We start from the raw sequence: 12331 nt of genomic DNA on the forward strand, positions 1-12331 counted from the left end.
TACGATCTAGGCCTGTGAATACTCCGCAAGCCCGCCCAGTCCTTGTCCTCGATTTCGGCGCGCAGTACGCGCAGCTGATCGCCCGCCGTGTGCGCGAGGCGAACGTGTTCTCCGAGGTGGTTCCCTCCACCATCACCGCCGCTGAAGTCCGCGAGAAAAACCCGCAGGCGCTGATCCTCTCCGGCGGCCCGTCGTCGGTGTACGAAGAGGGCGCGCCGCAGCTCGACCAAGAGATCTTCGAGCTGGACCTGCCGATCTTCGGCATCTGCTACGGCTTCCAGATCATGACCCGCGCCCTCGGCGGCGAGGTGGCCGAGACCGGTGCGCGCGAGTACGGCCGCACGCAAATGCGTGTCGACGGCGGCGTGCTCCACGCAGGCCTCTCAGAGCACCCGGTGTGGATGTCCCACGGCGACTCCGTGACCCGCGCGCCGGAAGGCTTCGAGGTCACCGCGTCTACGCCGGGCGCGCCCGTCGCGGCGTTCGAGGACGTCTCCCGCAAACTCGCCGGTGTGCAGTACCACCCGGAGGTCATGCACTCCCCGCACGGACAGGAGGTGCTCACCCGCTTCCTCACCGAGATTGCAGGTCTGGAGCAGAACTGGACCGCGTCCAACATCGCCGAGCAGCTCATCGCGGACGTGCGCGAACAGGTCGGCGAGGGCCGCGCGATTTGCGGCTTGTCCGGCGGCGTGGACTCCGCCGTGGCGGCGGCGCTCGTGCAGCGCGCCATCGGCGACCGCCTCACCTGCGTGTTCGTGGACCACGGCCTGCTGCGCCAGGGTGAGCGCGAGCAGGTGGAGACCGACTTCGTAGCCGCCACCGGCGCGAAACTGGTCACCGTGGACGAGCGCAAGGCGTTTTTGGACAAGCTCGCCGGCGTGACCGAGCCGGAGGCGAAGCGCAAGGCCATCGGCGCCGAGTTCATCCGCTCCTTCGAGCGCGCCGTCGCCGGCGTGCTGGAGGGCCAGCAGGTGGACTACCTGGTCCAGGGCACCCTGTACCCGGACGTGGTGGAGTCCGGCGGCGGCACCGGCACCGCCAACATCAAGAGCCACCACAACGTCGGCGGCCTGCCGGATGATGTGGAGTTCGAGCTCGTCGAGCCGCTGCGCCTGCTGTTCAAGGACGAGGTCCGCGCCGTCGGCCGCGAGCTGGGCCTGCCCGAGGAAATCGTGAACCGCCAGCCGTTCCCGGGCCCGGGCCTGGGCATCCGCATCATCGGCGAGGTCACCGAGGAGCGCCTGGAGACCCTGCGCGCCGCCGACGCGATCGCCCGCGAAGAGCTGACCAAGGCCGGCCTGGACGAGCAGATCTGGCAGTGCCCGGTCGTGCTGCTCGCCGACGTGCGCTCCGTGGGCGTGCAAGGCGACGGCCGCACCTACGGCCACCCGATCGTGCTGCGCCCGGTCGCCTCCGAGGACGCGATGACCGCGGACTGGGTGCGCATCCCCTACGAGACCCTCGAGGTCATCTCCACCCGCATCACCAACGAGGTCGCCGACATCAACCGCGTGGTGCTGGACGTGACCTCCAAGCCGCCGGCCACCATCGAGTGGGAGTAAGTCACTCCGCGTAGTGCGCGGACACGGACCCGACGCGCTGTGTCACATTGATCGTGAGCAGCGCGCTGTCCTTGTCCGCGTTTTGTATTTCTTCGGGGCAAGCGGTCTCGCCGATAGTGACTTCGCAGTTGACGTCGACTGGGACGTTGTCGGGCAGGATGATGTCGGTGCGGCCAATGGGGTTTTCGAGGGTGATCGTTCTCGGCTCGCTCAGCGGCTCGAGATCGGTGAGGTCGAGGTATGTGTCGCCGACGAAGCCGTTGGGGCGCATGATGTCCGACAGTGCGGCTTCGTATTCCACGGTGATGTGCGCGCTGCCGAACCTGCTGTAGTTGCCAAGCCGCATTTCGCTGACGATCCCCAGCGCGAACATCGTCGCCGCTGTGAGCACGACCGTGACGGGGATCCAGAGCCACAGCGGGCGCATCGTGGCCGTCGCCGGACGCTCCGGCTCAGGCGGGTGCCATCGGTCGGAGCCGGGGGCCAATTCCGCGGGCGGCTCCGGCTGGCGCCGGTGGGCGAAGTACCACCCAGCCCCGAAGAGCACGAATGTCACCAGCACCGCGCGCAGGTCGCCGGTGGAGGCCAGCGGGAAGAAGAGGAACAGTCCCAGCAGCAGGAGCCAGCCGGTGTCGCGGTCTTTCTTTTCTGCCTTGGTCAGCTGCTCTTTCGGGGTGATGATTGCAGACCACGGGCTGCGGGTGAGCCCGAGGCGGGGCATGTTGATCCAGCAAAGCAGGTAGATGAAGACACCGCCGCCGAAGGCGAGCGACAGTACGACGAACAGGACGCGGATGAAGGTCGGGTCGATTTGGTAGCGCGCGCCGATGCCTTCGCAGACGCCGCCGATGACGGCTTTGCCGCCCTGGTCGTCCGGAATGCGGGGCGGGCGGGTCGACCACATTTGCTTCCACGTGGTGGGTTCCATGCCGTCAGTCTGACAGGAAACCACCGTTTACGCGAGGACTCGCCTAGAGCACGCCTGCCTGGGTGAGCAGCGAACGCGCCGTCTTGTCCGTCTCCTGCAGCATGAGCGGGTCGGTGCCGGGCATGGGGGAGATGGTGGTGTCCGCCCACTGCTTGCCGGTGGGGATGCCAACGATGTGCAGGCGCTCATCCAGCTCGCCGTCGGGGTGGACCGTGCGGCGGGTGTCATCGTCGGTCTCCGGGGAGGCGGTTTCCACACCACCCGGTGCGAACGGGCGCACGCGGCCGGTATCGCGCAGCGACACGGTCAGCGCGTCGGGGGAGGTGCGGATGTCGGGGCCGGGCAGGAAGGCGTCGGCAAGCGCGGCGGCGCGCACGGTGCGCGAGTGGCTCGCGGCTGTGTACTCGCCGTCGGCGACCTGAACCACGGGGGAGGGGCCGAGGAAGGTGACCAGGTCGGCGTCGAAAAGCGCGAGCAGCTCGCGGGTGCGGAACAGCGGCGGGCCGGAGCCGACCATCTGGCCGAACGCCATGTACTGCGACAGCGCCGCCTCGCGCGGGCCGCGGCCGTTCTGCGTGGCGATCGCGCTGGGCTTGCGGCCCGCGGAGATCGCCCAAAGGCCGGCCTTGAGCGGGGAGTCCCAGGCGGACACGGCCTCGGCAATGTCGGCCTCCATGGCCTCGGCGACGCGGCGGTTCAGCTCCTCCAGGTCCAGCTCCTCGGTTCCGGCGAGCGGGTCCACCCAGGCGGCCATGTCGAACGGCTCGCTGCTCATCCCGTCGAGCGCCTTGGCCAGCGCGTTGGCGACCGGCAGGATGTCGTCCGGGGAAGCAACCGCTGCGAGGTCGGCGGCGTCGATGGCCGTCAGGACCTCGTCGAGCGGCACGCTGAGCGCTTCTGGACGCACACGGGCAAGCACGCGGTAGTACTCGGCGTACGCGTCGCGGGCTAGCGCCGGCCACAGCTCAAGGCCAAACGACACAGGTGCTGTGGATGCGTCGATGGCCGCGCGCAGGCGCGACAGGTCAGCCTTCGGCGGCAGGGAGTGGTACTCGGACTTAGGCAGGTAGGGGTAGCCGCGGCCGGAGGTGACCACGAAGTGCGGCTCTTTGCCGGTGGCCTCGTAGCGCAGGCCGGAGCGGGCGGAGGCGTCCTCGACGAAGCGGCCGCCCCGGTCGATGGTGGTCAGCGCCATGAGGTCGAAAAAGCCCATGCCCATGCCGCGCACGAGCACGCACTCGCCGGCCGGCAGCTTTGCAACGTCCTGTTCCACCGGGTTGCCCGGCGGGATGTAGGTCAGGCCCGAGTCGGCGAACGCCTGCTGCGCCGGTGTGGGGGCGGGCAGCACCCAGCCGGAGGCGATGACGGTGGCGTCGGCGTACACCACGGAGCCGTCGGCAAGCGTGATGGCGTCCTGCGAGCCCTCGGACGATAGCGACACCGCGCGGGAGTGGTGCTCGACCACCTCGACTGCGTCCGGCAGCTGCGCGAGCGCGACCTTCCATGCCCAGCGCAGGTACTCGCCGTACAGCGCGCGGGAGGGGTTGGACTCGGGGCGGGTGGCGCGCAGCTCCTCGTTGTAGTGCTCGGGGAGGGAGGCACCGGAGGCGTCGATAAGCGGGTGGCTTTTCTCCCCGCGCAGCGCCTGGATCCACTCGTACATGGTGGGGCCTTCGAGCACGGGGGCGGAGACGGTCGCGCCGGGCTCGGTGAACAGGGTGACTGCGCCGGCGAGGGTGTTCATGCACAGCGTGCGGGTCTGATCCGTGTCCCAGATGCGGCCGGCGCCGAGTTGGGCGTCGTCGATGATGTGCAGGGTGAGCCCCTCGCTGCGGTCGCCCAGGTAGGCGGCGATGCGTTCGGTGATGGAGATGCCGCGGGGTCCTGCTCCGACGATTGCGATGGATGCTGCCACGGTGAAAAACCTCCACGATTTCAGTGAACTAATGATCGTATGTAGACTGCCTAGTCTATTGCGTAAGAACCGGATTGTCTAACAGTGGTAATGTGCACTGCGCAACCGAAGAAAGAGGGGCGATAACGTGCCTAAAACAAAGGTAGCCGCAACGCTTGCGCTCGGCGCGGCAGCCAGCCTGCTCGCCGGGTGCGCGGCGGCGGCAGGCGGCGACGACGGTGACGTGCTCACCTACCTGGAGTCCAACTGGTTTAACAGCCTCTACCCGCCGGCCGCCGGGTTCTACCCCAACGGCGGCGTGGTCAACCAACTGACGGACCGGCTGCTCTACCAGGACCCGGAGACGCTGGAGCTTGAGCCCTGGATTGCCACGGACCTGCCGGAGATCAACGACGACGCCACGGTGTTCACCTTCGACATCCGCACCGACGTGACCTACTCCGACGGCACGCCCATGACCGCGCAGAACATCGTGGACAACTTCGACCTGTTCGGCCTGGGCGACAAGGACCGGCTGCTCAACGTCTCGGAGCAAATCTCCAACTACGAGCGCGGAGAGGTTGTCGACGAGGACACGGTGCGCTTTTACTTCTCCGAGCCCTCGCCCGGTTTCGCGCAGGCGACGTCCACCTACAACGCGGGGCTGTTGGCCGATTCCTCGCTCAAACTGCGCAACGAGGACTTCGGCCCCGGCAACGCAGAAAACGTCATCGGCTCCGGCCCGTTCGTGGTGGACAGCGAGACCCTGGGCACCGACCTAGTGCTCAAGGCCCGCGAGGACTACGACTGGGCGCCGCCGTCGCTCGAGCACCAGGGGCGCGCGCGTATCGACGGCATCCACTACACCCTGGCCGCGGAAGAGGCCATGCGCTCCGGCGCGCTGCTGTCCGGCCAGGCCGACGCCGCGCGCACGATCTCCCCGCCGGTGGAGCGCCACCTGAAGGACCAGGGCGTGCAGGTGGTCGCCGCCACCGCCAACGGCATGAACAACCAGTTCGCGCTGCGTTTCAACCACCCGCTTTTGCAGGACATCCGCGTCCGCCAAGCGATCATCCACGGGATCAACCGCGAGGAGATCATCCGCATCCTGCTGTCGGATTCCTACCCGCTGGCTACCTCGTCCATGACCTCGAAGGCCCTGGGCTACGCGGAGCAGCCGGGCGCCTACACCTTCGACCCGGATCAATCGCGCACGCTTCTCGACGACGCCGGCTGGGTCTCCGGGCCGGACGGCATCCGTGAAAAGGACGGCCAACGCTTGAGCTTGTGGGTCAACCACGCCCTGCCGCAGCCGCGCTCGAAGGAGATCGTCACCATGATCCAGTCCGACCTGCGCGAGCTGGGCATCGAACTGAACATGGTCGCCGGCGACCGCGCAACGCAGAACGCGGCGCAAAAGGACATCAACCGCGTCCAGCTCATGCACACCATGGTGGGGCGTGCGGATTACGACGTGATCGAATCGCACCTGTCCGTGGACCGCCGAGATTCGCTGCTGAACAACGCCGGCGACGGCACGCCGATCGACGCGGAGCTGCAGGCGCTGCTGGACAAGGTGGTCTCCACCCCGGACGACGCCGGCCGCGCCGCCGCCTCCAAGGCGGTGCAGGACCATCTGACCGAAAACGCCTACACGCTGCCACTGTTTGAAGAGCCGCAGGTCTACGCGCTCGCGCCGCACGTGAAGGGCTTCGACACCGAGGCGGTGGCGCGCCCAAGCTTCTACTCGGTGTACTTCGACCGCGAGGAGGACAAGTAGATGGGCAAGTACGTTCTCAAGCGCATCGGCCAGGCGCTCATCGTGCTCCTTCTGGCCTACACCCTGGCGTTTTTCCTGCTGTCCGCGCTGCCTTCCGACGGCGTGGCCGCCCGCTACGCGGACCCGGCCTTGGGCCTGTCCCAGGCGGAGATCGAGCAGATCCGCGAGCAGATGGGCGTGGACAAGCCGCTGATCCAGCAGTACTTCGCCACCCTGGGCGGGTTGTTCACCGGCGATCTGGGCTACTCGGTGGCATCCGGCACGCCCGTGTTCGACCTGATCACGGACGCCGCGCCGCACACGTTCGCGCTCGCCGCAACATCCGTGGGCCTAGCCATCGTGGTGGCGCTGGCCACCGCGTACGTGGCCACCCTGCCCGGCGCCGGCGCGCTGCGCAGCGCCGTGCGCGCCCTGCCGTCGTTCATGGTCTCGCTGCCGGGCTTCTGGATCGCCATTCTTTTGCTGCAGTTCTTCTCCTTCCGCCTGGGCTGGGTCAACGTGGTTGACCCGACCCCGCTGGAGGGGCTGATCCTGCCCACGCTCACCCTCGCCGTGCCCATGGCCGCGCCGCTGATGCAGGTGCTGATCCGCTCCATCGACGAGGTCCGCGCCCAGCCGTTCGTGCAGGTCGTGCGCGCCCGCGGCGCGAGCGAGGCCCGCATCTTCTGGCGTGACGTGCTGCGCAACTCGCTGCTGCCCGCGATCACCATGGCTGGCCTGCTGTTCGGCGAGCTGGTCGGCGGCGCCGTAGTCACCGAGACCGTCTTCGGTCGCGCCGGGCTGGGCTCGCTGACCGTCAACGCCGTGTCCAGCCGCGACATGCCGGTGCTGCTGGGCGTGGTGCTCATCGCCGCCACCGCGTACGTGGTGATCAACCTGATCGTGGATCTGCTCTACCCGGTGCTGGACGTGCGTCTGCGCGACCAGGCCGTGGCGCAGACCGCCACCACCCCTGCGGCCCCTGATGAGCAGACCGCCGCACACACCCCGGCTACGACCGCAAAGGAGGCCGTCCGATGAGCACGACCAACCTGGTGCACAACCAGCGCGCGCCGCAGAAGGACCACCGGCCGCGCAAGGCCCGCAAGCACCGCCGCTGGAGCTCGCCGGCGACCATCCTGTCGCTGATCGTGCTGGCCATCGCCGCGCTGTGGGCGATCGTGCCGGGCATCTTCGCGCCGCACGACCCGTACAACGGTGTCGACGTGGCACTGCTTTCCCCCAACGGCGAGTACATCTTTGGCACCGACGCGGTGGGCCGCGACCTGTTCTCGCGCGTGGTGTATGGCGCGCGCCAGTCGCTGCTGGGTGCCCTGATCGCCGTGGCCGTCGGCCTGGTGCTGGGCACCCTGATCGGCCTGATCGCCGGCACGCAGCGCGGTTGGGTGGACACGGTGCTGATGCGCCTGGTGGATGTGCTGCTGGCCATCCCCGGCATCCTGCTGTCGCTGTCCATCATCATCGTCACCGGCTTCGGCTCGCTGCAGGCGGCGTTCGCCGTCGGCATGACGTCGGTGGCCACGTTCGCGCGCCTGGCGCGCTCGCAGGTGATCCAGATTGCGGGCGCGGACTTCGTCGAGGCCGCCTACGGCTCCGGCGCAACGCAGGCCCAGGTGCTGTTCCGCCACGTGCTGCCGAACTCGCTGACCCCGGTGCTGGCGCTGGCGGCGCTGCAGTTCGGCACCGCCATCTTGCAGCTGTCCATCCTGGGCTTTTTGGGCTACGGCGCGCCGCCGCCGACCCCGGAGTGGGGCCTGCTCATCGCGGAAGGCCGCGACTTCATGGCAACCGCCTGGTGGCTGATCCTGCTGCCCGGCCTGGCCATCGTGGCCACCGTGATGTCCGCCAACCACCTGTCTCAGGTGATCCAACAGGAAGGTGATGTGAAGTGACCACGCCTCTGCTTGAAGTCAGCGGCCTGACCGTCGCGTACGGCGACGCGGACCCGGTGGTGCGCGACATCTCGTTTTCCGTCGAGGCCGGGAACATGACCGCCATTGTGGGCGAGTCCGGCTCCGGCAAGACCACTTCCGCCATGGCGGCGCTGGACCTGCTGGGTCCTTCCGGCAACGTGCTTTCCGGCAGCATCCGGTTCAAGGGCGAAGAGCTCGCCGGGCTCAGCAACGCCGAGTGGCGCAAGTTGCGCGGCACGAAGATCGGGTTGGTGCCCCAGGATCCGAACAACTCGCTCAACCCGTTGAAGACCATCGGCGCCTCGGTGGAGGATGGCCTGGAGATTCATGGGGTGGGGGATGCGGCGGAGCGCCGTCGCAAAGCAATTGCTCTGCTGGAGCGCGTGGGCATCGACGACCCGGAGCGCCGCTACAACCAGTACCCGCACGAGCTGTCCGGCGGCATGAAGCAGCGCGTGCTCATCGCGGCCGCGGTGGCGCTCGAGCCCGAGGTGCTGATTGCGGACGAGCCGACGTCCGCGCTCGATGTCACAGTGCAGAAGACCATCCTGGACCTGTTGGACGAGATGCGCGCTGAGCTGGGCCTTGGCATCGTCTTCATCACCCACGACCTCGCTGTTGCGGGCGACCGGGCGGACGACGTGGTGATCATGGAGCGCGGCGAAGTGGTCGAGCACGGGCCGGTGGGCCAGGTGCTGACCAGCCCGCAACAGGACTACTCGAAGCGCCTGCTGGCCAACGTGCCCTCGCTTGCGGTCGCAGATGCCTATCGACGTCCTCCGGTTGCCCCAGAGACCCTCCTTTCCGTCAGCGGTCTGACCAAGCGCTACGGCGACTTCACGGCGGTCGAGGACATCTCCTTCGACGTGGCGCGCGGCTCCACCCACGCGCTGGTGGGCGGCTCCGGCTCCGGCAAGACCACCACCGGGCGCGCGATTTCTATGTTCAACCAGCCCACCTCGGGACGCATCACCCTAGACGGCACGGAGCTGACGGGGCTGACACCGAAGCAGCAGCGGGCCCTTCGCGGCCGGGTGCAGATGGTGTACCAGAACCCGTACTCCTCGCTGGACCCGAAGATGCGCGTCGGCGAGATCGTCGCCGAGCCGCTGCGCAACCTCGCCGGTGCATCCAAGCGTGAGGCGCTGAAACGTGCCGACGAGTTCCTGGCGCGCGTGGCGCTGGACCCGGCGACGTTCGCCTCCCGCACCCCGGCGCAGCTGTCCGGCGGGCAGCGCCAGCGCGTCGCCATCGCCCGTGCACTGATTGTGGAGCCGGAGCTGGTGGTGCTGGACGAGGCCGTCTCCGCACTCGATGTGACCGTGCAGGCCCAGATCCTGGAGCTTTTGGAGGACCTGCAGCGCGAGCTCGGCCTGACCTACGTGTTTATCTCCCACGACCTGGCGGTGGTGCGCCAGATTTCGGATACCGTGAGCGTGTTCAGCAGCGGCCGCCAGGTGGAATACGGGGCGACCAACGACGTGTTTGCACACCCGAAGCACGATGTCACCCGCGAGCTCATCAACGCCATCCCCGGCACCGTGTTCCGCGCCCGACAGTTAGGAGAGTTTGTTGTCTAACCACACCGACATCATTGACGCCCTCGCCGAAACCCCGGCCGAGCTGGCCGAGCTGCGACGCCGCCGTCCCGAGGCCGTGGACAACGCGCAGCGCAGCTTCGAGGCGCTGTTCGAGCCCACCGACGACGCGCTGATTCGGGCGCTGCCGGTGTCCACCCGCTACGCCGTCGCCGCGTTCATCGCCGGCGTCTCCGGCGCGAAGCGCGCCGCGGCGTTCTACACCGACCTGCTCGCGGACGAGGACGAGTCGCTGGTCGCCGTGGTCGAAAACGCCGTGCGTGCAGGCGTGTCCGCCGGCCCCTACGCCGGCGGCGACTTCGTGACCTTCGGCGAGGGGGCTTTGGCCGCCGCGTTCGACTTCGCCCACCTGCTCACCTTCCACCCCAAGGACGCATCCCCCGCGGCGATCGGGCACCTGCAGGAGGCGGGCTACAACGAAAACGCGATCGTCTCGCTCGGCCAGCTCATCGCCTTTGTGGCGTTCCAGCTGCGTGTCGTGCACGGCGTGCGTGTGCTGGCGGGTGGCGGCGAGGTGCCGGAGGGCGTCGATAGGCGAGCCGGCGTTGCGGATCCCGGCTGGGCGCCCGCGGAGGCCACCCTGCAGCCCGAGGTGGTCGCGCCTGAGAAGTTTGTGGCGCACCCGCTGGGCTGGAAGCCGTGGGTGGCGCCGCTGGAAAAGGACGAGCTGACCGACGAGCACATCGACGCGCTGATTAAGCCCGAGCGCGCCGACATGGAGTACTTCCGCCTGCTCGCGCGCGACCCGCAGGCGCTCAAGGCCCGCACACTGACGGACCTGGACATCTTCTACAACACCGAAGGCGGGCTGGGCCGCGCCGAGCGCGAACTCGCCGCCACCGTGGCCTCGCGCCTGAACGGCTGCGAGTACTGCGCCTCGGTGCACCAGGGCCGTTCCAAGGAGGAAGGCGGCGACGCGGAGGCCATTGACACGCTTCTTAGCGAAGGCGTCACCGCCGACCTTAAATCCGAGCTGTGGAACGCCATCCGCGACGCCGCAGTGGCGCTGACCCGCACCCCCTACGAGTTCGGTGCGCCACACGTGGACGCGCTGCGGGCCGCGGGCCTGGACGACCTGGCGGTGCTGGACGTGGTGAACTCATCCGCGTTCTTCAACTGGGCGAACCGGCTGATGCTCACGCTCGGTGAGCCGGACGTGCCGAAGCGCTACCGCTAGTTGGTTTTGCTGGTTAGCGCCAGACCAGGTCGTCGTTGCTGTTGGGGCCTGCCGGCGGCTCCGGCTGGCGCGCGTAGGTGAAGAACCAGACAAAGAAGAACGCGGCGAAGCTGATCAGGGTGCCGCGCACATCCCCCGCCTGGCCTGCCGCGGGCAGGAACACAATCAGGCCGATGAGCAGCCACCACCCGGGCTTGCGCTCCTCGATCTCGTGCGGGGTGAGCTCGCTTTTCGGCGTGATGATGGCCTTGGCCGGGGTGATGTTCATGCCCACGCGCGGCATGAACATCCAGCACAGCAGGTAGGCGAAGAGGCCGCCGCCGAATACGAGGCTGAGGATGACAAACGCGATGCGCACAGCCACCGGGTCGACCTTGTAGCGCTCGCCGAAACCGGCGCAGACACCGGCGATGACGGCGCGTCCGCCCTCGTCCTTCGGGATGCGGCGCGGACGCGTGTCCCACATGTGCTTGAGCGAGTTTGAAGATCCTTGAGCCATGCGCGCCATTATCCGTGCGTTTGCCGGACTTCGCAGCCGGGGTTTTGGCGCGGCGGGGCTGGGGCGGGGCTGTCTTGCCGTGGCGATTGCGCCGTGCCACCCACAGACCCCCAGTGACAGACCCCGAGTATGCGCCGATTTCGGCCTTAATAGGGCTTTGCTACTAGGGGTCTGTGCGAAGGGGTGCTCCCGGGGAGCTCGAAAGCTACTCAAAAGGGAATGTTTCTAGGTTGAGCTGCGAAAACTCGTCTACTAGAAAGCCTTTCGAGTAGATCCTTTCGAGCAGCTCTATGCGTACGCGAGGCGCCGCGACCCGTCCACATGCGGGTACAGCACCCACGCCGCCGCGGCCGCCAGCACGCCCGTAACCCACGCGCCCACCGCGGGCCAACCGGCCAGTGGCGCGAGCATGAGCAGCAGCCACCACAGCATCAGGGGGAGCACCATGCCTATCGACGGCACCCTGGCCACGTTCTTCTCCTCCGCAAACGCGCGGAGCTGTTTGCGGTAGGGGTGCAGCAGCGTGACGGCGACGGCGGCAACGACGCACAGGATCGCCACGGCCGCTTTTACCCCCAGCGGCGCCTGCGAGACCATCACGCCGACGGACCCGCCCACGCCGAAAGAGCCCAGTGCCCGCACGACGGTCGGGGTGGGGATCGGCGTGACGCGGTTGCGGACCTCTGCTGCGCTGATGGGGATCACGAAAGGCGACGTTACCAGGGCGATGGTGAGGCGATCGCCGCGCCCGTCGTGGGGTGCTTGCTTAGTAGGTCAGCGCCCAGCGGTTTGCCGTCCCGCTGCTCCGCCGAGAGATACTCTGCCTGGGTTCGTGAGGCGTGTGGCGGGGGATCTGAGGCGAGTTTCTCGTTAAGTTGACGCAGACATAAGCGAATAGGCTTTGAGATGATTTAAGGTTCAAACAGGGGGTGTCTGGATCTTCCTTGCAAAGTAAAGTCCTGTACCGCATCAGTGCG

Annotated in this window: 10 protein-coding genes; 6 read left to right on the forward strand and 4 right to left on the reverse strand. The window is 67.9% G+C overall.

Annotated features, from left to right (window positions below; genetic code table 11):
- Positions 1 to 14 precede the first annotated feature (14 nt).
- Complete coding sequence (gene guaA, locus HMPREF2791_RS08250) at positions 15 to 1565, forward strand: glutamine-hydrolyzing GMP synthase (RefSeq protein WP_246825488.1); 1551 nt, start codon at positions 15 to 17, stop codon at positions 1563 to 1565.
- 1 nt (position 1566) lies between these two features.
- Here the strand turns inward: guaA and HMPREF2791_RS08255 are convergent, their stop codons facing one another.
- Together HMPREF2791_RS08255 and HMPREF2791_RS08260 are read right to left on the reverse strand one after the other, a co-directional pair.
- Positions 1567 to 2493, reverse strand: a complete 927-nt coding sequence (locus HMPREF2791_RS08255) for a PspC domain-containing protein (RefSeq protein ID WP_070844989.1) — start codon at positions 2491 to 2493, stop codon at positions 1567 to 1569.
- 43 nt (positions 2494 to 2536) lie between these two features.
- Positions 2537 to 4408 (reverse strand): FAD/NAD(P)-binding protein, encoded by a 1872-nt coding sequence (locus HMPREF2791_RS08260; RefSeq protein WP_070844990.1) that lies wholly within the window; start codon positions 4406 to 4408, stop codon positions 2537 to 2539.
- Positions 4409 to 4535: 127 nt separating this feature from the next.
- Here HMPREF2791_RS08260 and HMPREF2791_RS08265 point away from each other — a divergent pair, with 127 nt between their 5' ends.
- Genes HMPREF2791_RS08265 through HMPREF2791_RS08285 form a run of 5 tightly spaced genes read left to right on the forward strand, consistent with a single transcriptional unit; the run spans position 4536 to position 10855 of the window.
- Positions 4536 to 6167, forward strand: a complete 1632-nt coding sequence (locus HMPREF2791_RS08265) for a TIGR04028 family ABC transporter substrate-binding protein (RefSeq protein WP_070844991.1) — start codon at positions 4536 to 4538, stop codon at positions 6165 to 6167.
- Complete coding sequence (locus HMPREF2791_RS08270) at positions 6168 to 7187, forward strand: ABC transporter permease (protein ID WP_070844992.1); 1020 nt, start codon at positions 6168 to 6170, stop codon at positions 7185 to 7187.
- Positions 7184 to 8059, forward strand: coding sequence for an ABC transporter permease (locus tag HMPREF2791_RS08275; RefSeq protein WP_083290152.1), 876 nt, complete (start codon positions 7184 to 7186; stop codon positions 8057 to 8059). The genes HMPREF2791_RS08270 and HMPREF2791_RS08275 overlap by 4 nt, the downstream gene beginning before the upstream one ends.
- Positions 8056 to 9660, forward strand: a complete 1605-nt coding sequence (locus tag HMPREF2791_RS08280; RefSeq protein ID WP_070844993.1) for a dipeptide ABC transporter ATP-binding protein — start codon at positions 8056 to 8058, stop codon at positions 9658 to 9660. Before HMPREF2791_RS08275 ends, HMPREF2791_RS08280 begins: the two co-directional genes overlap by 4 nt.
- On the forward strand, positions 9653 to 10855 hold the full coding sequence (locus HMPREF2791_RS08285; protein WP_070844994.1) for an alkylhydroperoxidase domain protein: 1203 nt from the start codon (positions 9653 to 9655) through the stop codon (positions 10853 to 10855). The genes HMPREF2791_RS08280 and HMPREF2791_RS08285 overlap by 8 nt, the downstream gene beginning before the upstream one ends.
- A gap of 13 nt (positions 10856 to 10868) precedes the next feature.
- On the opposite strand, the gene HMPREF2791_RS08290 is transcribed toward HMPREF2791_RS08285, so the two are convergent.
- Positions 10869 to 11354, reverse strand: coding sequence for a PspC domain-containing protein (locus HMPREF2791_RS08290; protein WP_168168298.1), 486 nt, complete (start codon positions 11352 to 11354; stop codon positions 10869 to 10871).
- A gap of 288 nt (positions 11355 to 11642) precedes the next feature.
- Positions 11643 to 12059, reverse strand: coding sequence for a hypothetical protein (locus HMPREF2791_RS08295; RefSeq protein ID WP_070844996.1), 417 nt, complete (start codon positions 12057 to 12059; stop codon positions 11643 to 11645).
- Positions 12060 to 12331: the final 272 nt, after the last annotated feature.

Origin of the sequence: Corynebacterium sp. HMSC034A01 (genome assembly GCF_001838175.1) — a bacterium.
GTDB lineage: Bacteria > Actinomycetota > Actinomycetes > Mycobacteriales > Mycobacteriaceae > Corynebacterium.

Coding starts and splice junctions, on each gene's coding strand:
- HMPREF2791_RS08290 (WP_168168298.1), bottom strand. CDS start 11,354: ATGGCTCAAGGATCTTCAAACTCGCTCAAGCACATGTGGGACACGCGT.
- HMPREF2791_RS08275 (WP_083290152.1), top strand. CDS start 7,184: ATGAGCACGACCAACCTGGTGCACAACCAGCGCGCGCCGCAGAAGGAC.
- HMPREF2791_RS08270 (WP_070844992.1), top strand. CDS start 6,168: ATGGGCAAGTACGTTCTCAAGCGCATCGGCCAGGCGCTCATCGTGCTC.
- HMPREF2791_RS08255 (WP_070844989.1), bottom strand. CDS start 2,493: ATGGAACCCACCACGTGGAAGCAAATGTGGTCGACCCGCCCGCCCCGC.